21 protein-coding genes are annotated in these 23,553 nt (G+C 37.9%); all 21 read right to left on the bottom strand.

All coding sequences use genetic code 11. The annotated features are described in order from the left end of the window. Positions 1 to 287: 287 nt before the first annotated feature. The 21 genes from rny to dapA all read right to left on the bottom strand — a co-directional run bounded on the left by rny (position 288) and on the right by dapA (position 23,540). Entirely contained in the window at positions 288 to 1,853 is a 1,566-nt protein-coding gene (rny, locus tag LDX58_RS05705) for a ribonuclease Y (RefSeq protein WP_227935880.1), read from the bottom strand. 161 nt (positions 1,854 to 2,014) lie between these two features. Then, on the bottom strand, positions 2,015 to 2,680 hold the full coding sequence (locus tag LDX58_RS05700) for an OLD family protein (RefSeq protein ID WP_227935879.1): 666 nt from the start codon (positions 2,678 to 2,680) through the stop codon (positions 2,015 to 2,017). After that, positions 2,673 to 2,921 (bottom strand): hypothetical protein, encoded by a 249-nt coding sequence (locus tag LDX58_RS05695; protein ID WP_227935878.1) that lies wholly within the window; start codon positions 2,919 to 2,921, stop codon positions 2,673 to 2,675. Before LDX58_RS05695 ends, LDX58_RS05700 begins: the two co-directional genes overlap by 8 nt. A 15-nt stretch (positions 2,922 to 2,936) precedes the next feature. Beyond that, positions 2,937 to 4,364 carry an AAA family ATPase gene (locus LDX58_RS05690; RefSeq protein ID WP_227935877.1) on the bottom strand — a complete coding sequence of 476 codons (1,428 nt, stop codon included), beginning with the start codon at positions 4,362 to 4,364 and terminating at the stop codon, positions 2,937 to 2,939. Next, entirely contained in the window at positions 4,357 to 5,346 is a 990-nt protein-coding gene (locus LDX58_RS05685) for a metallophosphoesterase family protein (RefSeq protein WP_227935876.1), read from the bottom strand. The genes LDX58_RS05690 and LDX58_RS05685 overlap by 8 nt, the downstream gene beginning before the upstream one ends. A gap of 210 nt (positions 5,347 to 5,556) precedes the next feature. Then, complete coding sequence (gene recA / locus LDX58_RS05680; RefSeq protein WP_227935875.1) at positions 5,557 to 6,606, bottom strand: recombinase RecA; 1,050 nt, start codon at positions 6,604 to 6,606, stop codon at positions 5,557 to 5,559. 204 nt (positions 6,607 to 6,810) lie between these two features. Beyond that, positions 6,811 to 8,439 carry a DEAD/DEAH box helicase gene (locus LDX58_RS05675; protein WP_227935874.1) on the bottom strand — a complete coding sequence of 543 codons (1,629 nt, stop codon included), beginning with the start codon at positions 8,437 to 8,439 and terminating at the stop codon, positions 6,811 to 6,813. After that, positions 8,436 to 9,689: a competence/damage-inducible protein A gene (locus LDX58_RS05670; RefSeq protein ID WP_227935873.1), complete on the bottom strand. Its 1,254-nt coding sequence runs from the start codon at positions 9,687 to 9,689 to the stop codon at positions 8,436 to 8,438. Before LDX58_RS05670 ends, LDX58_RS05675 begins: the two co-directional genes overlap by 4 nt. 15 nt (positions 9,690 to 9,704) lie before the next feature. After that, complete coding sequence (gene pgsA / locus LDX58_RS05665) at positions 9,705 to 10,283, bottom strand: CDP-diacylglycerol--glycerol-3-phosphate 3-phosphatidyltransferase (RefSeq protein ID WP_227935872.1); 579 nt, start codon at positions 10,281 to 10,283, stop codon at positions 9,705 to 9,707. Positions 10,284 to 10,567: 284 nt separating this feature from the next. Further along, complete coding sequence (locus LDX58_RS05660; protein WP_227935871.1) at positions 10,568 to 11,476, bottom strand: helix-turn-helix domain-containing protein; 909 nt, start codon at positions 11,474 to 11,476, stop codon at positions 10,568 to 10,570. A 12-nt stretch (positions 11,477 to 11,488) separates the two neighbouring features. Further along, positions 11,489 to 12,262, bottom strand: coding sequence for a DUF3388 domain-containing protein (locus LDX58_RS05655; protein ID WP_227935870.1), 774 nt, complete (start codon positions 12,260 to 12,262; stop codon positions 11,489 to 11,491). Between the two features lie 204 nt (positions 12,263 to 12,466). Further along, entirely contained in the window at positions 12,467 to 12,718 is a 252-nt protein-coding gene (locus tag LDX58_RS05650; protein ID WP_227935869.1) for a DUF3243 domain-containing protein, read from the bottom strand. A 205-nt stretch (positions 12,719 to 12,923) separates the two neighbouring features. Then, positions 12,924 to 13,643: an elongation factor P 5-aminopentanone reductase gene (ymfI, locus tag LDX58_RS05645; RefSeq protein WP_227935995.1), complete on the bottom strand. Its 720-nt coding sequence runs from the start codon at positions 13,641 to 13,643 to the stop codon at positions 12,924 to 12,926. Between the two features lies 1 nt (position 13,644). Next, positions 13,645 to 14,940: an EF-P 5-aminopentanol modification-associated protein YfmH gene (yfmH, locus tag LDX58_RS05640; RefSeq protein WP_227935868.1), complete on the bottom strand. Its 1,296-nt coding sequence runs from the start codon at positions 14,938 to 14,940 to the stop codon at positions 13,645 to 13,647. Continuing rightward, positions 14,937 to 16,229: an EF-P 5-aminopentanol modification-associated protein YfmF gene (gene yfmF, locus LDX58_RS05635; protein WP_372459114.1), complete on the bottom strand. Its 1,293-nt coding sequence runs from the start codon at positions 16,227 to 16,229 to the stop codon at positions 14,937 to 14,939. Before yfmF ends, yfmH begins: the two co-directional genes overlap by 4 nt. 34 nt (positions 16,230 to 16,263) lie before the next feature. After that, a complete protein-coding gene (locus LDX58_RS05630) occupies positions 16,264 to 16,983 on the bottom strand; it encodes a GntR family transcriptional regulator (RefSeq protein WP_227935866.1) in 720 nt (239 codons plus the stop codon). A 33-nt stretch (positions 16,984 to 17,016) separates the two neighbouring features. Next, the gene (locus tag LDX58_RS05625; protein WP_227935865.1) at positions 17,017 to 19,356 is read right to left on the bottom strand and encodes an FtsK/SpoIIIE family DNA translocase; all 2,340 of its coding nucleotides are present in this window, start codon (positions 19,354 to 19,356) and stop codon (positions 17,017 to 17,019) included. A 118-nt stretch (positions 19,357 to 19,474) separates the two neighbouring features. After that, positions 19,475 to 19,696, bottom strand: coding sequence for a YlzJ-like family protein (locus LDX58_RS05620; protein ID WP_227935864.1), 222 nt, complete (start codon positions 19,694 to 19,696; stop codon positions 19,475 to 19,477). Further along, on the bottom strand, positions 19,693 to 20,442 hold the full coding sequence (locus LDX58_RS05615; RefSeq protein ID WP_372459113.1) for a ClpP family protease: 750 nt from the start codon (positions 20,440 to 20,442) through the stop codon (positions 19,693 to 19,695). The genes LDX58_RS05620 and LDX58_RS05615 overlap by 4 nt, the downstream gene beginning before the upstream one ends. 220 nt (positions 20,443 to 20,662) lie before the next feature. Beyond that, positions 20,663 to 22,330, bottom strand: coding sequence for a ribonuclease J (locus LDX58_RS05610; RefSeq protein WP_227935863.1), 1,668 nt, complete (start codon positions 22,328 to 22,330; stop codon positions 20,663 to 20,665). Positions 22,331 to 22,661: 331 nt separating this feature from the next. Continuing rightward, positions 22,662 to 23,540: a 4-hydroxy-tetrahydrodipicolinate synthase gene (gene dapA / locus LDX58_RS05605; RefSeq protein ID WP_227935862.1), complete on the bottom strand. Its 879-nt coding sequence runs from the start codon at positions 23,538 to 23,540 to the stop codon at positions 22,662 to 22,664. Positions 23,541 to 23,553: the final 13 nt, after the last annotated feature.

Here is a 23,553-nt window from a genome sequence, read left to right as displayed (position 1 = left end):
AAGGGTGTCTTAAATGATGTACGCCTGTCCGAGAAGTACACTCGAACAGACTTAAAACCTTGCATCGGCTTCGCTCATTGCTTAGAGAATGTTTAAAAAGGTAAAAAGCGACCTTTTGATTAATAAACGGCAATGGCTTCACACGATGCGCGTCTGCCCGAAAAGTACACTCGAACAAACTTAAAACCTTGATCGGCTTCGCTCATTGCTTAGAGAATGTTTAAAAAGGTAAAAAGCGACCTTTTTAAACATTCTCTAAAAAAAATAAAGTGACGATAATCGCCACTTTATTTCGCATACTCAACCGCTCTTGTTTCTCGGATTACCGTTACACGAATGTGTCCAGGATAATCGAGTTCTTCTTCAATTCTCTTCGTGATATCTCGAGCCAGTTTATGAGCAGATACATCATCGACGACATCTGGTCGTACCATGATTCTTACCTCACGTCCGGCTTGTATAGCATAGGTTTTTTCAACGCCTTCAAATGACTCTGATATTTCTTCGAGTTTTTCTAAACGACGTATATATGTTTCAAGCGTTTCTCTACGCGCACCTGGTCTTGCAGCTGAAAGTGCATCTGCTGCTGCCACAAGTGTTGCAATAATGGAAGTTGATTCTGTATCACCATGGTGAGAGGCAATGGCATTAATAACAACTGGATGTTCCTTATACTTCGTTGCTAATTCTACCCCAATTTCAACATGACTTCCTTCCACTTCATGATCAATTGCTTTTCCAATATCATGAAGAAGACCCGCTCTTTTCGCAAGCTTCACATCTTCACCTAATTCAGAAGCCATTAACCCAGCTAAGTGAGCTACTTCCATAGAATGCTTCAGTACATTTTGACCATAGCTTGTTCTAAATTTAAGACGACCGAGAATTTTAATTAGATCAGGATGCAATCCATGAATTCCCATTTCAAATGTCGTTTGTTCACCATACTCTCTGATCGCTTCGTCAACTTCACGACGTGACTTATCGACCATTTCTTCAATACGAGCAGGATGTATCCGTCCATCTTGAACAAGTTTCTCCAATGCTGTACGAGCAATCTCACGACGAATTGGATCAAAACCAGATAGAATAACTGCTTCAGGCGTATCGTCAATAATTAGATCAATACCAGTTAATGTCTCTAATGCACGAATATTACGACCTTCTCGACCGATGATTCTGCCTTTCATCTCATCGTTAGGCAATGTAACGACAGAGACTGTTGTTTCTGCTACATGATCGGCAGAACAACGTTGGATGGCAAGAGACAATACTTCCTTCGCCTTTTTATCAGCTTCTTCTTTCGCTTGTGCCATTCGCTCTTTAACAATGAGAGCCGTTTCATGAGAAATCTCTTGCTCGACCTCACTACGAATCGTTTCACGAGCTTCTTCGCGGGAAAATCCAGATATACGCTCAAGCTCTGCTTGCTGCCTATTCAAGATTTCCTCCACTTTGCTATCCATCTCTTCAATTTGTCGTTGTTTTTTGGTGAGAGATTCCTCCCTTTTATCCAAAGACTCTTCTTTCTTATCTAAGGTTTCACTCTTCCGGTCAAGAATCTCTTCTTTTTGAACCAAACGATTCTCTTGTTTTTGAATCTCATTTCTACGCTCACGAACCTCACGTTCTGCTTCTGTACGAATTTTATGAGCCTCATCCTTCATTTCAACAATGGCCTCTTTTTTGTTCGCTTCCGCATCACGTTTCGCATCATCAACAATTTGTTTCGCTGCATGTTCCGCACTCGAAATTTTCGCTTCTGCAATGGATTTTCGAACAAGATATCCAACAACTGCACCAATACCTGCAGAGACAACAAGCAAAATGGAGATGATTAATATATCACCCATACTCTTTCACCTCCCCTTGCTATCTAATTGTTGGTTTCAATTTTGTCATACTTTCTCAATTATTAAAAACAAACGCATATAACCTTTGATCGCGGAAAAAATAAATATGACATAAAACTCTACCGCACTCTAGTTAATTTTAAAGCTCGTTTTCTTTAATGTCAAGTGTTGTCAATTTTAGCAACTTCGCTAATACCATCTCTGATCGATACTTCATAAGCAAGATCTCCAGATTGGGCTAAGTGATAATTATGGGTAATCATAATAATTTGTCGATTAAACATCGTACTCAATGACTTAAGAAATTCATATAAATAAAGAACATAATCACCAGAAACATGTTTACCAGGTTCGTCTAAAAGAAGAGGGCCTTCTCTTCTTGGTTGTACGGTTTCAATCAAAGCAACTCTTAAAGCAAGAGTCACGATATCAACTACACCACCACCTCTTGAATCCTGCGGTCTGGTCTTAACTTTTACACCCTCGTATTCAGATACTACGTAAAATTCCGCAACCGCTTTATTCCCATGCTCTTCAAGTTCAATTTGAAACGAAAACAGCGGACCAAACACATATTGTAAGGCATTTGTTACTAATGTCTCTATTTGCTGTTTCGCTTGTTCTCTCGCATATTCTGCAGACTGTTGCAGCAATACCCTTGCTTTTTCATACGTATCGATCGTTTCAAAATAAGAATCTAGCTCTTGGATTTTCTCCGCCACCTGATCTTCTAGCAATGCTCTTTTGGCATCCAGTCGTGTCCATCTGTTTTCAGCTTTCTTAAACCGAGTCTTCAATTGCTCTAACTGAACGAGCTGACTATTCATTTTCAATCAGTTCCTTTGGAATCAACTCCCATGTTTCTTTTAAAGACAAATCGATTTCCTTTTCTAGCCGTTGGATTTCCTGATCTAATTCTTCTGGTTTCACACCAAGTTCTTTCAATTCAGCTAATAATCGACTTTTTTGATTCTCAAGTTCTTCAAGTTTTGCCTCTGCGCGGTAACGCATATCTCTTGCTTTATCAATCGCCTTTTTTATTTGCGTCAACTGTTGTTCAACAGACATCTTAAACACCTCTTTTTAGTTGTTTTCATTATGCTTACAAATCAATTGACCACATGTTGGGCAGTTTCCCGCCGCTAGCAATTGTTTTTGTAATTCTTCCTCAGCCCTTTTTTGTTCCTGAGTTTGCTTCACCACAAAACGCTTGCCTTCTTGTATTCTCATTTGATAATCTTTCAGTTGCCCGTGTATTGATTGAATACGTAAAAACCGCTCTGTCGCTTGTTCAACGGTTTCTTGTTTTCTAGTAACCTCTTTAAGGTCTGGTAGTTTTCGATAAACTTGTTCAATCTTTATTCTTTGATTTTGATTTAATTGTACTCTTTCTTCTAGGTGTAGTAACTGCTTTTGTTTCAATCTTTTTTTCGCTATTTCTTCCACTGAAGCAAGGTTGACTGAATCAACAAATGCTGATTTTTCCATGTGGCTCTTTTCTTGTTTAATCGAGTAACCAAGCTCTTTTAATCTCTTAACATTTAAAGTCAATTGCTTCAAAAGAGTTAAGTCTTGTTTGGATCTTTCATATTTTTGATTTATTGTTTCTATATGTTTTGTTTTCATTACCCAAGTAAGGCAGATATCAATAGCATGCTTTAATTCTTGCATTCTATTACTTTTCTGTCTAAACACCACATATTGTTGAACCATTACTTTCATTTGGTCCAATTTATTTTGCCAACTTTCTACGTCATTGACAAGTAGACTAGTTTTCAATGCACGTTCTTCTTCTAGTTTTAATTGTTGCCATCTTGAATTAAGAAGCTCAAGCTTATCTTTTTTGCTAACCTTTATTTGTAGCTTCTCTATCCTATTCTCAGATTCTATAAGCTTTGTCTTTAGTTCATTTAACCTAGCATATGGTTCAAGCTCAACCTTTAATTTTTCGATAACTACTTGCTCTTGTTTCATTCTAAGATTCAACTGTGAAAGGTCTTTTGTTGTATCTCGAATCGCCATATCTAAAAAGTGAGCTCCACTTATCCTTCCAAGTGTCTTTGCTCGAATCGAACTCGTTTGTTCTAATAAGAAAGGACCATCTAACTGCTGAGATAAGTGAATCATTAACTCATTATCTTGATCAATGCGCATATGTCCCATCCCATGAGCTGCCATTACTTCTTCAGGAACATGAATACCAAATCCTTCAAGAACCAGTTTTTCTTGACCAGGTCTTTGAACAGTGTAACGATTTTTTGAACCTGTTCGTTCACGAATAATAACCGTATCATTTTCAAAACAAACTGTCACTCTTACAAAATCTCCTGATACACGTATGAAATCCGTTCCCCTAGGTTGATTATAAAGTGCCCACCGAATCCCTCTTAAGATCGCTGTTTTTCCACTGTCCGACTGCCCGACAATCACATTCAACCCTTGACTAAATTCAACATACGTGTCTAAGTGAGATTGGAAGTTTTCTAATCGAACAGATTTAATATTATTCATAATCTTCTTCCTTCCAAACCTCCTCAATGACCGTCATCCTCCGAAGCGCTTCTTGTTTTACTTTTTCTTCTACATTTTTTAAAGAAGCAATTTCTAAGATGATGTCACTCATATTTAATGATTGAAATCGAGAAGACTCCTTCACTTGTTGAACAAAACTATGCAACTTCTCTTCTTGATGAACAGCTTTTTCTAAAAATGTTCGATCTAGAACTTCTTCTCCTAAACATGCACATTTAATCGTAACTTCTTTTAACGAAATGTCTCGACCTTTAACCTCACCAATTACAACTTTTGGCATTCTGCTTATCTCTGACCAATGATTATTTACCCGAGCTAGCGCACCTGGATTACAGATATATTTACCATTCCGTTCTTTAATTCCGAAGCCCCCATGAAAATGACCCGTAAATAAAATGTCTGCTGTCGTTCCCCAAATATGATCAATAATGGTGTGTGGAACCCCTTCAGGCAAAGCCTTTTCAACTAACATACTATGAACGATATGAATCAAAATATCAGCTTCAGTCATATTTGCTGGATAATAATCCAGCTTTGGATCTCTTTGATCTAAATCATAATGGTAAGGTTGACCACTAATTTGAATACGCAACCCATCATTTTCAATTAAAACTGGATTGTTTTGATCAATGATCGTCATAACACCAAACGAATCCATTAACCCAAGCATCGTTCTTGAAATTGTTTCTGGGTTATGTCCAAAAGTATCATGATTACCTGCTACTACATAAATAGGCATATTTGCTTTCATAAATATTTTAGCGAATTGTCCAACCACATTTGGCGATAAATCGGGGCGATCGAAGACATCTCCTCCATGTAAAATCAGATCAACCTGCTCTTCATTAGCTAAATCGACTACTTCTACTAATTTTTCTTTTAGCGTATCTACATAGACATCTAAACGATTCTTCGGTGTTGTCCCTCGAATATGCGTATCGGTCACATATAAAAACTTCATCGAACATACATCTCCCTTACATATTCCTTGACTCTACTAAGCTCTGTACCAAAGCCTAGTTAACCCCTAACTACAATTAAAAAGGCTTCTATCAATTTCAAGATCGATAGCTGTTTTTCTTATTTCTTAAGCAAAGGATCGAACTTTGTAAGGTACTCATCCTAAAAAGGAAATAAGCACCTTTAAATAAGGTGCTTACTTTTTCTTATTTTACTTCAAATCAAAAGAAACTTCCTCAAATTCCTCTTCTGCTGCAACCGGTACTTCAATCTCACCATTAAGTCCATGATGATCACGGATGAGTTTTTCAATCTGCTCAGTAAGGTGTGCATTCTCTTTTAAGAATTGTTTTGAATTTTCACGACCTTGACCTAAACGCTCCTCATTAAAGGAATACCACGCTCCACTCTTTTGAACAATATCAAGATCAGATGCGATATCTAAAATAGAACCTTCACGCGAAATACCTTCGCCATACATAATGTCTACTTCAGCTACTTTAAATGGTGGAGCTACTTTATTTTTCACTACTTTAATTTTGGTTTTGTTACCAACAATGTCATTTCCTTGTTTCAGTTGTTCTGCACGACGTACTTCAAGACGAACAGACGAATAGAATTTTAAGGCGCGCCCACCTGGTGTCGTTTCCGGATTCCCAAACATAACACCAATTTTTTCACGAATTTGGTTAATGAAGATCGCAATTGTTTTTGATTTATTGATCGAACCTGAAAGCTTACGTAATGCCTGTGACATTAAACGTGCTTGTAAGCCAACATGACTATCACCCATGTCACCCTCGATTTCTGCTTTTGGAACAAGAGCGGCCACACTGTCAACAACGATAATGTCAACTGCGCCACTTCGTACAAGTGCTTCAGCAATTTCAAGAGCTTGTTCACCCGTATCTGGTTGTGAAAGCAATAGCTCATCAATATTTACACCTAAATTTTGTGCATAAACAGGATCAAGGGCGTGCTCAGCGTCAATAAACGCTGCCTGACCACCTTGACGCTGAACCTCAGCAATCGCATGAAGAGTTACTGTCGTTTTACCTGATGATTCTGGGCCGTACACTTCAATGACACGCCCCTTTGGATATCCGCCAACCCCAAGCGCGATATCAAGTGCTAGAGCGCCACTTGAGACAGTTGATACTCGTCTCTCAGCTTGTTCTCCAAGCTTCATAATTGACCCTTTACCAAATTGTTTCTCGATTTGACGCAGTGCCATGTCGAGGGCAGCCTTACGATCACTCATTTAAATCTCTCCTCTATAATGAAAAATATTATATATATGAATTGGAAAAGCGAATCTATGTTTTGTTCTTTTCTATCATACCTTTTTTCTTCGCTTTTGCCAATAGTTTTTACGAACATTTATTCGCTAAAATGGTAAGGGATTTGAAGGGTGGGAAAGAAAATAAGAAAGAGCCCGAGGTGGGGAACTCTCTCTTTATTGATATTAGCTACGTGTGGAAGTTGGGCGACGCTCTCCTGTAGGTGGACGTTCTCGTTTCGGGCGAGGTTTTGCTGGTTCTAAATTAATTCTTGCACCACTAATCCTAGAGTAACGCAGAGCCTCATAGACAAACGGAGCAGCTTCTTCAGGAACTTCTACAAATGTGAAATTTTCAAAAATGTCAATTTTTCCAATTGATTTACCGGGGATACCAACAAGATCCGAAATCGCTTCTATTAATATTTTCGGTGTCATATTTACATTTCGACCTACATTAATAAAGAAACGAACCATTCCTTTTGCCGCGCCAGTTTCACCAAAATTATATCCAGATTCATCGGATGATGAGGAAGGTGAGAAGTTCATTTTCAAAAGCGCTGATACTACGGCGTGTGCTGAAAATTCATCGAGGACCTCATCTACAAGTGGAGAAAACAAATCTATTTCTTTTCCACCTGTTGCGATCGCATCAGAGATTAGCTTCTTCCATGATCCTTGCTGTTTCACAACAACTTCTTCAATCGTAGGAACATCTTGTGACGGAATACTCATTTTAATTTCTTGTTCAATCGAACGCAAGTGTTTCATCTCACGTGGTGTAACAAGAGTTAACGCTAATCCTTTACGTCCGGCACGACCTGTACGCCCAATTCTATGAACATAACTTTCCGGATCTTGCGGAATATCATAATTGATGACATGCGTTACATTTTCAACATCAATACCACGAGCAGCAACATCCGTAGCAATTAAAAATTCAATCGAGGAATCGCGAAACTTTTTCATTACAGAATCACGTTGAGGTTGAGTTAGATCTCCATGTAACCCATCTGCTAAATAACCTCTAGCTTGTAAGGCTTCGGCAAGTTCTGCAACCCCTTTTTTTGTTCGGCAAAACAAAATTCCTAACTCTATATCCTCACTGTCAATAATCCGACAAAGCGACTCGATTTTATTACGCTCAAGAACTTTATAATACATTTGATCAATTAACGGTGCGGTCACTTCACCCTTATTAATCGTAACAATCTTAGGTGTTGACATATATTTATGTGAAAGCTTTTTAATTGCAGGAGGCATCGTTGCTGAGAATAAAAGCGTTTGTCTATCCGTGTTAACCTCACGAAGAATCGCCTCAATATCATCAACAAAACCCATATCGAGCATTTCGTCGGCTTCATCAAGTACAATCGTATGCACACGATCTAATTTCAATGTTTGACGACGCAAATGATCTAAGATTCTTCCCGGAGTTCCAATTACGACCTGTACACCTTGTTTTAAAGCACGGATCTGATGACCGATCGATTGCCCACCATATATAGGTAAAGTTCTGATCGATTTGTGAACCGATAGCTTTTGTAATTCTCCTGAAACTTGAATCGCTAACTCTCTTGTTGGTGTAAGGATCAATGCTTGGACGAAGCGATCTGAAGTCACTTTATCAACAACTGGAATCCCAAATGCTGCTGTTTTCCCAGTACCTGTTTGTGCTTGACCAATTACATCTCCACCCTCTAATATAACAGGAATTGCTTTTTCCTGAATAGGAGACGGCTCCTCAAACCCCATATCTTTTATAGCTCGTTTAACTGATTCTGAAATCTGAAAATCGTTAAAATACATTGTCATTCTGCTTTATTCCACCTTTTCAATTCGTTCAATAAATAAAAACACCCATATTTCACAGCGCGGTCTCTAACTGCTTCACGCCCACCTGTTAGATTAAGCTCATAATAAATTGGTTCTTCCGCTAATCCAGCTATACCAATAAAAACCATTCCAGGTTCTTTATTTTCTTGCGTATTGGGACCTGCTACACCTGTAAAACTAATAGCGATATCCGCACTATATTGTTTTTTTGCAGATGATGCCATTTCCATAGCACATTCGCGACTAATAACACCGTACTCTTCTATTGTTTCTTTCGACACTCCCAAAACATTTTCCTTCACATCGGTTGCATAAGATACAATTCCACCTCTGTAAACGGAGGACGATCCAGAAAAAGACGTGAGCCATCCTGGGAATTTTCCACCAGTTAAGCTTTCTGCTGTAGCAATCGTACAGCGTTTTTCTTGTAATAGTAAAAACAGTTGCTCCATTAAAGAAGTATCCTCATACCCATATAAATATTGACCCACACGTTCTTGAATACGTTCCTCTGTTTCATCTAACAATCGTTTTTGCTCATTTTTATCAGCGTGTTTCACAGTAAGCCTTAACGTCACTTCACCTTCACTAGCGAGTGGTGCTATCGTCGGGTTCGTCTGTGCTTCAATTAAATCTAAAACATCCGTTTCTAATTGAGATTCCCCAATGTCAAAAAAACGTAAAACTCTTGAAGTAATTGACTCACGACCACCAATTTCTTGCGATAAATAAGGTAACAATTCTTTTGAGTACATAGGTATCATTTCTTTGGGAGGACCTGGTAGTAAAACAAACTTAACTCCCTTACAGGAAACAACCATCCCTGGAGCCATTCCGTAATGGTTAGATAACACATGACTTCCCTCGATCACCAATGCTTGCTTACGATTATTTTCAGACATTGGTCGATTTCTTTTCTTAAAAAAAGCTTCAATATTATGTAGCGATTGGACATCATGAACTAACGATTTACTCACTAACGCCGCTACCGATTCTTTTGTAAGGTCATCCTTTGTTGGTCCTAACCCCCCGGTTAAAATGACTAAATCAGACCTCGACTGCGCCTGCTCTAAAGCATATGTTAGTCTTGAGTGATTATCGCCAACTGTTGTTTGGTAATATACATTCACACCAAGAATAGCAAGTTCTTTTGAAAGAAAAGCTGCATTCGTATTTACAATTTGCCCAAGTAATAGTTCAGAACCTACTGAAATAATCTCCGCGTTCATCTTATCTACCGCCTACTATTTTGATTTAAGAAGAATATGTTGATTTTTTTGAAAATACTCAACACCGGAAACAATCGTTAAAAAGGTTGCTACCCAAACAGCAATCATATCAAATGGCAGAGAGACTGCTTGGAATGGCCAGTTATGTAACATTAAAGCTGAAATAGCAACAATCTGCGTGACCGTTTTTAGCTTCCCTAATTTACTGGCGGCAATTACATCACCATCGGCAGCTGCAACTAGACGTATTCCCGTAACTGCAAACTCACGACTAATAATAATAATCGCAATCCATGCAGCAAGAAGTTGTAATTCAACAAGTGCAATAAGCGCTGCCGTAATAAGTAACTTATCGGCAAGCGGGTCTAAAAATTTCCCTAGATTAGTAACAAGTTGATATTTTCTTGCATAGTAACCATCTAAAAAATCAGTTACGGCTGCAATTATGAAGATAACAGTTCCAATTAAATGAGCAAGCGGAATCATTGTTCCTAAAAAGTTTACTTCCTTAAATGGAAAGGGTACTAATAAAAAAATCATAAACAATGGAATAAGAAAAATTCGAGATATCGTAATTTTATTCGGTAAATTCAACAAAGTTCCCTTCCTTCATAAACAATGATAGCTAAATAAATATTCAAAAAAACTAAGTTTTAAACCTTTCATCCTCTTAAGCAAGGTCGTTCAAAAAACAACCTCTATAAATACATTGTATCATAATTGCTAGTAATTGATAAATTCAACCAGTTATTAATAAATAAAAAAAAACACTCAAACCCTGCTGGGGTTTAAAAAGCAGTTCCGATGCTCATAGCCTAGCTAGGCTATGAGCATCGACTTTTCTGTTCGACCTTTACAAGGAATTATGAGTCCCTCTCTTACTCTGAAGCTTCATCTAAGATTGTGATATCGAATTTTTGATGCGATATGTCTTGGGGGAAATCGAGTGGTTCCCCGTTTATAAATAAGTCAACATGTTGAGAAGCACCGAAGTTAAAGATCACTCGCTCTTCCGCCTCGAGATCCAACGGTGGTATGTCATCGGTTTGGGAAGGTTGACCGCTATAAAATGTTTTCCCTAAAGCATTTTTGACATCTATATACGAGCTACCAGATAACTCAATACGAACATCTGACAATCGGCCATTTTCTAATTCAAAAAAAGAGGTTTTCCCCTCACTCCTAATGAATGAAAGGGTGAAACTCGGTTCAGGCTCTACCTTTTCTGGTTCAGCCTCTACTTTTTCTTGTTCAGGTTCGTCAATCACGTTCCCTTCATCTGCTTCAAGATCTTCTTCAACGTCATTTCCTACACCAGGAGAAAACTCCGCATCTAAATTCTCACTATCATCAGGTGCAATAGCACCATCGTCTTTTGTTCCACTGCTTTGAGCGATAACCCAGATTCCAACAACAATTACTACGATAAAAAGAACAGCTACTAAGGCTGGTACAAATGACCCTTTTTTTGTTCGTTTTTTCGAAGATGGTGTTGGTTTCGTTCGAGCTGTGCGAGACGGTAAATTAACTGCTTCACGTTGCGGATTAGGAAGCTCATCTCGATATTGATCAAATAATGGTTCTGGATCTAATCCGATTGCTTCAGCGTACGTTTTGACAAATGCCCTCGCATAGAAAATTCCTGGCAGTGTATCAAAACGTCCTTCCTCAATCGCAATTAAGTAACGTTTTTGAATTTTTGTCGTTTGTTGAAGGTCATCTAATGAAATCTTATTTTGTTCACGTGCTTCTTTTAATTGTTGACCTAATTCTGACAATTCTAACACCTACCTACACCTTTAACTTATATCAAAAGAGGAGAAACCTGATTCTACTATTTCGTATGTAATCTCTTCTCCATCATCATTCCTTAACTCAATAATACAATCAAAATCATCTAATTCATATTCTGTTTCACGAACAAAGATATCCGGATGCTCAACTACTTTTACAGCTGGTAATCTCATGATATCACTAACAAGCGTACGGTGCTTTTCCGTTGATCGCATTGTTGTCACGATTCCATCAATAATGAAAATATGGTCTTCACTCATTTCATCTTCAGCCAATGTACTTCTAACTGTTTGTCTTAAAAGTGTGGATGAGATAAACGACCATCTTTTATTTGCACAGACACTAGCTGCAACAATCGATTCGGTTTTTCCTACTCGAGGCATTCCTCGAATTCCTACTAAGAAATGACCTTCGCGTTTAAATTGCTCTGCCATGAAGTCCACTAGCAATCCCAACTCAGTACGAATAAAACGAAACGTCTTCTTATCATCAGCATCTCTCTCAATGTAACGACCATGCCTAATAGCTAGGCGATCACGCAATCTTGGTTCCCTGACTTTTATGACACTAATATCTTCAATTGTTTCTACAATAGCTTGAAATCTTGCTACTTGATCATCACTAGAGCTTCTAATTAACATACCACGCTTCATATTATCAACACCATTTATTGTAACAATGTTAATAGCTAACATACCAAGGAGAGACGAAATATCTCCAAGCAATCCAGGTCTGTTTTTATAAATTTGATATTCCAGATACCATTCCTTTAAACTCATTTGCGTCACCCTTTGTATGTATTCAACTATCATGATAATTGATTTTAGATATAAATGAAAGAACTTTGTCGGAAATAATTGTAGGTTGACAGATTTATAATTAATATGATTACTCATTTACCATAGTTTACTTCCTACTGCTACTATTATGTATTGCGACTTTACAAATAAAAAACGCCGCTAATAGCGACGTTTTTATTCTAATTAGCCTTCGTTTTGAACAAGCTTCACCATCATACTTGCAATTGCGTGTTGCTCTTGCTCATCAGCTACTTTCCATAATTCAGCTAAAACGCGCTCTTGCTCGTTTTTAGGGTCAACTTGCTGCGCCAAATACTCACCAACTTGATAAGCAACATCAGTTACAACATTTGAGCTCATACCTTCATTTTCAGCTTGGTTTAAACGGTTACCCAAAAAATCTTTCCATTGTTCCCAATTATCGAGTACAGACATAATTAGCTCCTCCTTGTTAATGTACTTCGATCTTATTTTTTTCAAATTTAGAAGAGATTATTCATCGCTTCCATTATTAAAGATCTTATTTTAATGGTATCGTAAGGTTGATTCTTTTTTTAGCGATAAAAAAGACTAGAAAATCTTAATTGGGATGTACAACGCGCTGTGTGTGTCAGTTAGCTACTTTCTCAGCACTCACCTACTAACAATACCAAGCGCCGTTTACTGAAAGAATTTGTCCGTTTATATAATTAGCTTTATCAGAAGCAAGAAAAACAACAGCGTTTGCCACATCATCTGTCGTTCCAAGAACATTGGCTGGAATCTCAGCCTTTAATAACTCAAGATCCTCACTGTCTAACATATTTGTACGGATTGCTCCTGGTGCAACACCATTTACTTGAATATGGCTTGGTGCCACTTCTTTTGCTAATCCTTTTACAAAACTATTCAATCCGCCTTTCGCTGTGGAATAAATCACTTCGCAGGAAGCCCCCGTTAACCCCCATATAGAAGAGATCACAATAATTTTCCCCTGTTGTTGTTCAATCATGTTTGGCAACAGTCTTCTTGTAATTCTCATTGGATTAATTAAATGAATATTCATTACTTCACTCAGTTGTCTATTTGTGACATCTGTAAACAAACCAAAATGAGCGGTACCAGCATTATGTACAATCACTTGAAAAGCTTTGTATTTTGGCAGTTGATTTAGAAGTTGTTCATCACCGTTCTCACTTGTTAAATCAGCTTGGACTAGTGTAACGGTTGCTCCTTTTTGTCTACACTCGTATGCGACCTTGTTTACGGCTGTTTCATTCTGACTATAATGCAAAAAAAGAGAGCAGCTAGGAGAAGCCAGCTCTTGCGCAATTGCTGAACCAATCCCTCCTGATGCTCCCGTAATTAAAATATGTTTCATTTTATTCTTCAAATCCTTCCGCCTTCACTTGACAAACCGTGAAGCGATCAAATTGAAAATGATCCTCTAACACTTCTTGCAAATGATCCACTTTAAGGCTCTCTAACATTGAAACGACATCAAATAAATTCATATCATTAAACTCATAGCGAGTAAATTGATTTGCTATATACTCAGGCGAATTTAGTGAACGTAAGAACGAACCAATTTTTTTCTTTATAGCACGGTTGACTTGCTCGTCTGTAAGCTTGGATTTTTTAAACGTCTCGACCATTTCTTTAATTCGACTAGAGAGCTTATCTGGATACATCGTATCTCCACCAATAATCGTAAAACCAAATCCTGCTTCTGCTGAGTGGTCAAATGAAAATGAATCATCGATAAGTCCTTCATCAAATAACGCTTGATAGTTATCTGAACTTTGGCCAAACATGAGATCTAGAATGACGTTAAGCGAAAGCTCTCTTTTTAATAATTCATTTCCTTGACGTAATGCTCCTTTTTCCTTAAACCCCATAAGACATTTCGGAGTTTGGACAGGCATTGTGATCACATTTCTTTCTTTTGCTACTGTGTCTGGCTCCTCATCAAAGAAACGCTGAATTTCTTTTAGTTTCGAGAACTTTTTCTGTGATTGATTCCTTTTAACTTGAGTCATCACCTCTTCGGGATCTACTGGACCAATAACAAATAATAACATATTCGCAGGATGATAGAACGTTTCATAACATGAATACAACAAATCTTTTGTAATATGTGAAATCGATTCAATCGTACCCGCAATATCAATCTTAACAGGATGATTATGGAACATATTTTCAATTACACCAAAATACGCTCTCCAATCAGGATTGTCATCATACATCGTAATTTCTTGATTAATGATTCCCTTTTCTTTTTCAACACTTTCTTCAGTAAAATAAGGGTGCTGTACAAAATCTAAGAGGGTTTCAAGATTCTTTTCCACATTCGTCGTACTAGAGAACAAATACGCCGTTCGAGTAAAGCTTGTAAAGGCATTAGCAGATGCACCTTGTTTACTAAAATCTTGGAATATATCTCCTTCTTCATCTTCAAACATTTTATGTTCGAGAAAATGGGCAATGCCATCCGGAACTTGAACGGACTCTTCTTTACCAAAAGGTGTAAATTTTTGATCAATCGATCCGTATTTTGTCGTAAACGTTGCAAATGTTTTATTAAACCCTTTTTTAGGAAGAATGTATACATCCAGTCCATTATCTAGCTTTTCATGATAAAGAGTTTCTTCTACTTGTGAGAATTGAACTGGTTTCATTTGTTCGCCTCCTTACCTGTTAAAAAATAAATCGTATCCAAACGAACTTTTTCAGCGACTTTTACAATATCCTCTTTAGTTACTGCATCAATTTGTTGCAACCATTCTTCAATCGTTCGTTTTTCCCCGCTAACAATTTGATGGTAGGACAATTCCACTAAGCCCCGCGCAACATCCGCGGTTTCAAGAATCTGATTCTTTAACATCGCTTTTGTTTGTTCAACCTCAGCGTCGGTAAAGTCACCTTTTTTCATTGCTTCAAATTGCTCTTTTATGATTTCGACAGCTCGATCATATTTATTAAATTCAATACCTGACATCACCATCATTATGCCTTTATGACTTTCAAACCTTGAAGCAGCGTAGTACGCTAAACTTTCTTTTTCACGTACATTCATAAAAAGTTTCGAATGTGAAAATGCACCATAAAGTCCGTTACAAACTTGCATAGCTACATAGTCATCATCACCATATGTGGTATAGGTACGAAAGCCCATATGGAGCTTTCCTTGTTTTACATCTTGTTCTTCATTTACGATGTTTACATCAGTTACATCCGGACTTGGCGTTGTCTGATTAGGTGCGACTTCTTGTTTTTCACCAAGTATCTGAAAGTGTGTTGACACCATCTTAGTTGCTTTATCTTCGTCAAAAGCCCCAACCATATATAGATCAAATTGATTCGTTTGAAGAACGTCTTTGTAGTAGTTGTATATAGATTGAGGAGAAATGACCTCAACCTCTTCTTCTGTTCCAAAAGCAGTTAACGCAAACGGTTCATTTTTACACATTTCTTCAGTCACTCGGACATTTGCATAACGCATCTTGTCATCATATACAGATTTAATACGTTGCTTTAGAGATCGCTTCTCACTTTCCACTACCGAGTTAACAAACGTACCTTCTTTCAATTGTGGATCGAAAACTATTTCAGCCAACAACTCAATAGCTTGCTCAAATAACGGTGTAGCATCTGAAAGAAAACGCTCATTGGCTACATCTAGACGTATGGTGATCACATGCTCTTCACCTTTTTTTTGGACATCGGTTGCAAGCATTGCTCCATACATATCATCTAAACGCTCACGCAATTGCTTTCTAGTCGGACTTTTTGCCGTACCATTTTGCAAAAGATGGGGAAGTAATGCTCTCATCGCTACTGTTTCTTTGGTTAGCGGTGCTTTTATCATTAAAATGAGTGAATTAGTTTTGTACTTATTCGTATGCATGGAATGAACGGTTAAGCCTTGCAATTCATGGATACGTTCAATTAGTTGATCCACGTTCATCATCTCCTTTTTACCAATCTTGCTTAGGTTATGCTTACACTCTTTTTCTTACTACGTGAAACTTAAATTTATCAGCACGAAAATAATTTAACGAATATAACAAAGGCTGTTCAGACTGATTATAATGCATTTGTTTCAATAATAATAGGGAGGAACCAGGCTCACATTCTAATAACTCTGAGACGTGTTCATGATAACCAATTGGTTCAATATACGTAATCGCATATGTAATGGAATGACCTAGTTCTTCTAAGAAGCGAAAGATTGATTTTGTTTCATGAATAGAATGATTTTTCAAAAGATCGTTCGGAATCTTATCTAAACAGTAGACAACAGGTGATCCATCGGCCGTTCTTACACGCTCGATTTCCATTATCTCTGTTAACTCCTCTTTTAGGAATTTTCTTCGATCTTCATCTGTTGCCACTTCTACTGCAGAAGATAAGAAAATAGTGCCTGGCTCCATGTTAGCTTTAACGATCATATCAGTCACACTATATAACTCTTCAATACCTGCTGAGAACAACGGCTTAGTGTGAACAAATGTACCTACCCCATGTCTCCGAACCACCACATTTTCTTCTTCTAAAAGACGTAATGCTTCTCGTAATGTGGCACGACTTACTCCTAAAATTTTTGAGAGTTCAAACTCAGAAGGTAACTTCTCACCTTCTTCATAAACTTTATTCTCAATATCATTCTTTATTCGGTCTATCACTTGTAAATATAATGGTCTGTGGTCTGCTTTAATCACACTCTCTACCCCTTCCACGGTTCCCCAACTCATTTAAATTGAAGCCTCATCTTCTCTAGGTTTCTCAATGAGTACTTCCCTCGGTTTACTTCCTTCATATGGCCCAACAATTCCTCGAACTTCCATCTCATCAATTAGCCTTGCTGCTCTTGTATAACCTATTCTAAACCTCCTTTGAAGCATAGAGACAGAAGCGGTGTTCATCTCAGTCACAAGTTCAACAGCTGAATCATATAAATCATCCTCCGCTTTCTCAGAAACAACTTTTTCTTCTGAAGGCGCCATATCTTCTTGATATTGAGCTTTTTGTTGAGAGATAACAAAATTAACGACATCTTCAACTTCACTGTCAGATAGGAATGCTCCTTGAATTCGTTTAGGTTTGGTTGCACCAACTGGCATGTAAAGCATGTCCCCACGGCCGAGCAACTTCTCTGCACCACCTGAGTCTAAAATCGTCCTTGAATCGATTTGTGATGAAACTCCAAATGCAATTCTCGATGGAATGTTTGCTTTAATAACACCCGTAATTACGTCAACGGAAGGGCGTTGTGTAGCAATAATCATATGAATTCCTGCAGCACGTGCCATCTGAGCAAGCCTTGCAATCGAGTCTTCCACATCTCCAGACGCTACCATCATTAAATCAGCTAACTCGTCCACAATTACAACAATATAAGGCAATAGTGGTTGCTTTGCTTCTTCTTTTTCATTTTGGCGTTTTACGAGATCATTATACCCCTCAATATTTCGAGTAGCGCTATGTGAGAATAAATCATACCGTCTTTCCATTTCTGCAACGACCTTTTTCAGAGCTTGTGATGCCTTTTTGGGTTCCGTTACAACAGGAGTTAACAGGTGTGGTATGCCATTGTATATTGTTAACTCAACCATTTTTGGATCAATCATCATTAATTTCACCTCATGGGGCTTCGCTTTTAACAAAATACTTGTAATGATTCCATTAATACAAACACTCTTTCCGCTTCCTGTTGCACCAGCTACAAGTAAATGAGGCATTTTATTTAAGTGTGCTAATACAGGTTCCCCTGAGATATCTCGTCCAAGGCCAACGGACAGGACATTTTTATCTTTTTCAGATTCAGGTGAATCAAGTACCTCTCTTAACGTGACAATAGCGACTTCTTGGTTTGGAACTTCGATACCAATGGCTGACTTACCAGGGATAGGTGCTTCAATTCGAATATCTTTAGCGGCAAGTGCTAAAGCTAAATCATCTGCTAAATTAACAATTTTACTAACCTTTACTCCCACACTTGGATTGACTTCATACTTTGTAACCGCAGGTCCTAAATGAACTTTTGATACTCGCGCTTTTACACCGAAACTTTCTAACGTCTCTTCAAGTTTCTTTGCATTTGCCGTTAAATGTCTCTTTTCATTAATTTGACTCGGGTTATTAGGTAATTTCAAAATATCTACACTAGGTAGTTTATAGGACTTATTTGTCTCCTGTGCTGTCACAAGTGGGGTTTGAACCTCCACATTGCCTTCCAGTCCCTCTTCTGTTTGTTGCTTTTCCACCTTATCGTTTTTCACTACTTCTTTTTGATTTGGAACTTGATAGGTCTTTTGAGTAAAATCAACAATTTCAGGTTCAACTTTTTCGGGAGGCTCATCTTCAACATCCAATTCATTAAGAGATTGCTTCTTTTCCTCTTTTCTGGCCTGTCTCTTAGCTTTTTGCACTTCTCTTTCTTCTTGAACTCGTTCTTTTGCCTTTTCTCTCATTAGTTTTAATTCCTGAAATAGACCGTTGAACGTATCAAGAACAAATAAATAAAACTTTCTAAAACCCTTACCAATAATCTCAGAAATCGACTTGCCCGTCATAAGAATGAAGCCAATAATGAATAAGATGAAACATAAAAAGTATGTACCCATCTCAGCAAACAAAAAATGGCTAACGGCGAACGCAATCGCACCAATCATTCCACCACCTAAGTCTGCAGGCGACGATTCTCCCCTCATCTCCATCCAAAACAGACGCCAAGTATTACGAATAACCGATTGATCTGAAAAGCCCTCTCGACCACTCAATTGGTGAAAAAGCCCAACATGACTGAATAAGACAAATGAGAGGATTAAAACATATAATCCTGAAATTCTTCTCGACCAAAGCTTTGGATTTTGTCGTTTTATCATAATGTATAACGAAACAACTAGAAGCCCTATTGCAAGCACGATAAACCATTCCCCTAAGAAAAAACGAAAAAGTCTGACAACCGTTTCTCCAACGGTCCCTATTCGTGCAAAAGTTACAACAGCAATGACTAGTAAGCCGAGACCGATCAATTCATACGTTAGCTGTGATTTCCACTCGGTTTTTCTTTTTTTCTTTCGCCTAGCCATACATTTCACCCTTTGCTACTAAATCTAACCAACATATATAAGAAGCAGCCAAAATTGGCTGCTTCGACCATGCTTGGATTAAATTAATTATAGCATAAGACATTCTTTGTCTACATAGCTAAAGTTGAGGTTTTGCTTGAATTATTGCTCCTGGTGTATATTTTTCATTGAGATAATTCATGGCATTTCCACTTATTAGTCGAATGACACGATATTGTGTGTGGTTGATTTGTTCAACGACTAAATGCCCTGCTTCACATGAGATCACCTGCTGAGAATTCCAGTTGTTATCATCTTCTGGAAAGATATATTCATGCGGCATCATCGTATAAAGAATCATTGAACCACACCTCCTTGTTGATCAGGTTTGTTTTGATCAATTAATTCATTTAACTTTTTCAAAGATTGCCCAATTCCACCAACCTCATTAATCAATCCATACTCTACAGCATCTGTACCCACAACATTCGTTCCAATATCTCTTGTTAAATTCCCCTTGGAAAACATTAATTCTTTAAATTTTTCTTCTGTTATACCAGAATTTTTTGTTACAAAGTTGACAACACGCTCTTGCATTTTATCTAAATACTCAAATGTTTGCGGTACACCTATGACTAATCCTGTTAACCTTACAGGGTGGATCGTCATCGTTGCCGTTTCAGCAATAAAAGAGTGATTCGCTGCAACAGCAATTGGTACACCAATGGAGTGACCTCCTCCTAAAACAAGAGTAACAGACGGTTTAGACATTGATGCAATCATTTCTGAAATGGCTAGACCAGCTTCTACGTCTCCCCCCACTGTATTGAGGATTAATAAAAGTCCTTCAATTTTCGGATTCTGTTCGATTGCAACTAGTTGAGGAATGATATGTTCATATTTAGTCGTTTTATTTTGTGGTGGGAGTTGCATATGCCCTTCAATCTGCCCCACTATTGTCATACAATGAATATTGGTTTGTCCCATATCCGCTACATTCGTTTGTCCGAGTTCTTGTATCTTTTCGATGATCCCTGAGCCTTTTTGATCCTTTTGTGGCGTGGCAGGTGCTGGTTGTTGTTCTAGGTTCGGATTATCCATCGTCATTCACAACTTCCTCCTTTAACATATCTAGAAATAGTATGAACGCGTTCCACCTTTATCATCCAAAAGAAAGGCGATCTTTTTACAAATTTACGTGAATCGAATTTATATCTTTATCCGATCCCTTCATTAGCACAGAATAATCATGTTTTAATATTGTTACTAAAAAAAATCGAGTAAATAAATCTAAAGCGATTTATACTCGATTTCACTATACTATTATTTATACTTCCATAATGATTGGCAGGATCATAGGACGTCTCTTTGTTTTTTCAAATAAAAATCGACTTAATCCTTCTCTTACATTGCTTTTTAAAGATGACCATTCGTTTACATTTTCATTCACACATTTTTTCAAAATAACTCCAACTAGTTCATTTGCATCTTCAAGTAATTTTTCAGATTCTCTCACGTAGACAAACCCACGAGAAATGATGTTTGGTCCTGATACAAATTCACCGGTCTTTTTATTTAGTGTGACAACGACTACAAGAATTCCGTCTTTTGAAAGTAAACGGCGGTCTCTTAATACGATATTACCAACGTCCCCTACTCCAAGTCCATCAATGAGCACATTTCCAGAAGGAACCTTACCCGTCTTTCTAGCTTGTCCATTAGTGAACTCAACCACTTCTCCTTTGTCCACTAAGAAAATATTTTCTTGTCGAACTCCCGTTTGAATTCCAAGATCGCGATGGGCATGCTGCATTCGAAATTCACCATGGATAGGAACAAAGTATTTAGGTTTCATTAAGTTTAACATTAGCTTTAATTCTTCTTGACTACCATGGCCAGAAGCATGAACCTTTGTTGATCCATAAACGACTTCTGCCCCTAGTCGGTACAGTTTATCAATAACAGCTGAGACAGATCTTTCATTTCCAGGAATGGCCGATGCTGCAATAATAATAGTATCTTCAGACGTAATTCTAATCTGACGATGAGCGCCTTTTGCCATACGTGTTAAAGCAGACATTGGCTCTCCTTGTGACCCTGTAGTTAAAATAACTAACTGCTCATCACGATATTTACCAACCTCATCAATTTCAATAAATATATCCTTTGGTGCATCAATATAACCAAGCCTTGTCGCAATCGTTATAACTCGAATCATACTCTTTCCTACAATAACCATTTTTCGATTGGCCTTTACTGATGCTTGAATGACTTGCTGAATTCGATGAACGTTTGAAGCAAACGTTGTGACAATGATACGTCCTTGTGTATGTTCAAATACTTCAGCAATCCCCTGACCAACTTCTGTTTCAGACTTTGTTAAGCCCGGTCGTTCTGCATTTGTACTGTCTGACAAAAGGCATAATACTCCACGCTCACCAATTGCAGCCATTTTACCAATTTCAGCTTGTTTGCCATCCACAGGTGTTTGATCAAACTTAAAATCACCTGTATGGACGATTGCTCCTTGTGATGTTTGAAAACATACACCAACTGAATCAGGTATACTATGATTTGTACGGAAAAAGCTAACCGATGTTGATCCAGCTGTTATTTTTGAATTCTCATCAATTAACCTTAATGAAGTTTGGCGGATAATTCCTGCTTCTTTTAACTTTTCTTCTACTAGGCCAAGGGTTAATTTTGTTCCGTAAACAGGAACATTTATTTTCTTTAAAACATAAGATAAGCCACCAATGTGATCTTCATGGCCATGTGTTAGGAATATTCCTTGCACACGGTCAGCATTTTCAACTAGGTAAGACACATCTGGAATAACAATATCAACACCCAACATGTCGTCATCTGGGAACATCAAACCAGAATCAACCACTAGGATGTCTTCATCAACCTCAACTACGTACATATTTTTACCTATTTCACCGACTCCACCTAAGGCAAAAACACGTACTTTCTCTATATAATCTTTTGACAATGGACGTTCCTCCTACTATATGACTTAACTCATACCGAATTAGTTTTCACTATTACTCTTTACTACCGTTCATTCATCCTTGGCGTAGATGATCTAACTATCGCTAAAATAACAGACGACCGCATCTTAAACTACGATCAAATCCAACCCGAACAAATCAATTACGTTTAGTATACCTTAACAGTGAAACGAAAAACAAGACTGAACTTCCTCGAATGTCAGCGTAATACAAACACAATAAAATTCACTATAATTAGAAAAATATAGCAAATAGCTCTCGACAAAAGATTTGTTATACGAAAATTCACAAAAAAAAAGCCACCCTAATGGATTAGCTTTTTTCAATCTGTAATAATGTAGTTTTTACAACATTCTCTTGTTGAGAGTTTAAAGGAATAAGCGGAAGTCGTACCCCTCCAGCTTGGATTCCTTTCGTATTTAGAGCAAATTTCACGCAAGTTGGATTTGGTGCAAGAAACATTGCTTTCATAACTGGTAAAAGGGTTCTATGGTGTCTACCGGCTTCTTCCACGTTACCGCTATGAAAGCATGAGATCATCTTTTGCATTTCCTTGCCAATTACGTGTGCAGCAACTGATACGACTCCATGTGCTCCAATTGCCATTGCCGGAAGCGCGTTGGCATCGTCTCCTGTATAAAGAAGGAAGTCAGGATCAGTAGCAGAAATAATTGCTACCATCTGCTCTAAGTCACCACTAGCCTCTTTAATCGAAACAATGTTTGGGATTTTTGATAAGGCAATAGTTGTTTCGGCTTCAAGATTGGAACCTGTTCTCCCTGGTACATTGTAAAGCATTACAGGAAGCTTTGTTGTTTCGGCAATTTTTTTAAAATGCTGGTACATTCCTTCTTGAGAAGGTTTATTGTAATATGGGACAACTAGCATAATCCCATCTGCACCAATATCTGTTACTTGCTTTGTTAACTCAATAGATGCCTGCGTATTATTACTTCCTGTTCCCGCAATAACCGGAACTCGATGATCAACGTAATCGACGCATAATTGAAAAAGTGCAAGTTTTTCTTTTGTTGTGAGCGTTGGTGATTCCCCTGTCGTTCCAGCTACAACAATTGCGTCGGTTCCGTTTGCAATAAGATGATCAATAAGTTTCTTTGTTTTTTCAACATCTATTAAGCCTTTATGGTTAAAGGGAGTAACCATCGCAGTAATAATATGGCCAAAGTCCATAACCTTCAGCTCC

This window comes from Alkalihalobacillus deserti, from assembly GCF_020734105.1.
In the GTDB taxonomy this organism is placed as follows: domain Bacteria; phylum Bacillota; class Bacilli; order Bacillales; family Bacillaceae_D; genus Halalkalibacter; species Halalkalibacter deserti.
This window is presented reverse-complemented; position numbering and strand designations above follow the sequence as displayed.

Excerpts from the sequence above, each read along its gene's own strand:
- LDX58_RS05650 (WP_227935869.1), bottom strand. The coding sequence starts at position 12,718 with ATGTCTGTACTCGATAATTGGGAACAATGGAAAGATTTTTTGGGTAAC.
- rny (WP_227935880.1), bottom strand. The coding sequence starts at position 1,853 with ATGGGTGATATATTAATCATCTCCATTTTGCTTGTTGTCTCTGCAGGT.
- LDX58_RS05685 (WP_227935876.1), bottom strand. The coding sequence starts at position 5,346 with ATGAAGTTTTTATATGTGACCGATACGCATATTCGAGGGACAACACCG.
- ymfI (WP_227935995.1), bottom strand. The coding sequence starts at position 13,643 with ATGAAACATATTTTAATTACGGGAGCATCAGGAGGGATTGGTTCAGCA.
- LDX58_RS05625 (WP_227935865.1), bottom strand. The coding sequence starts at position 19,356 with ATGGCTAGGCGAAAGAAAAAAAGAAAAACCGAGTGGAAATCACAGCTA.
- LDX58_RS05675 (WP_227935874.1), bottom strand. The coding sequence starts at position 8,439 with ATGACAATGTATTTTAACGATTTTCAGATTTCAGAATCAGTTAAACGA.
- dapA (WP_227935862.1), bottom strand. The coding sequence starts at position 23,540 with ATGGACTTTGGCCATATTATTACTGCGATGGTTACTCCCTTTAACCAT.
- LDX58_RS05655 (WP_227935870.1), bottom strand. The coding sequence starts at position 12,262 with ATGAGTTTAAAGGAATGGTATCTGGAATATCAAATTTATAAAAACAGA.
- LDX58_RS05615 (WP_372459113.1), bottom strand. The coding sequence starts at position 20,442 with ATGACGATGGATAATCCGAACCTAGAACAACAACCAGCACCTGCCACG.
- LDX58_RS05670 (WP_227935873.1), bottom strand. The coding sequence starts at position 9,689 with ATGAACGCGGAGATTATTTCAGTAGGTTCTGAACTATTACTTGGGCAA.
- LDX58_RS05620 (WP_227935864.1), bottom strand. The coding sequence starts at position 19,696 with ATGATTCTTTATACGATGATGCCGCATGAATATATCTTTCCAGAAGAT.
- recA (WP_227935875.1), bottom strand. The coding sequence starts at position 6,606 with ATGAGTGATCGTAAGGCTGCCCTCGACATGGCACTGCGTCAAATCGAG.
- LDX58_RS05700 (WP_227935879.1), bottom strand. The coding sequence starts at position 2,680 with ATGAATAGTCAGCTCGTTCAGTTAGAGCAATTGAAGACTCGGTTTAAG.
- yfmH (WP_227935868.1), bottom strand. The coding sequence starts at position 14,940 with ATGAAACCAGTTCAATTCTCACAAGTAGAAGAAACTCTTTATCATGAA.
- LDX58_RS05690 (WP_227935877.1), bottom strand. The coding sequence starts at position 4,364 with ATGAATAATATTAAATCTGTTCGATTAGAAAACTTCCAATCTCACTTA.
- LDX58_RS05695 (WP_227935878.1), bottom strand. The coding sequence starts at position 2,921 with ATGTCTGTTGAACAACAGTTGACGCAAATAAAAAAGGCGATTGATAAA.
- yfmF (WP_372459114.1), bottom strand. The coding sequence starts at position 16,229 with ATGAACGTGGATCAACTAATTGAACGTATCCATGAATTGCAAGGCTTA.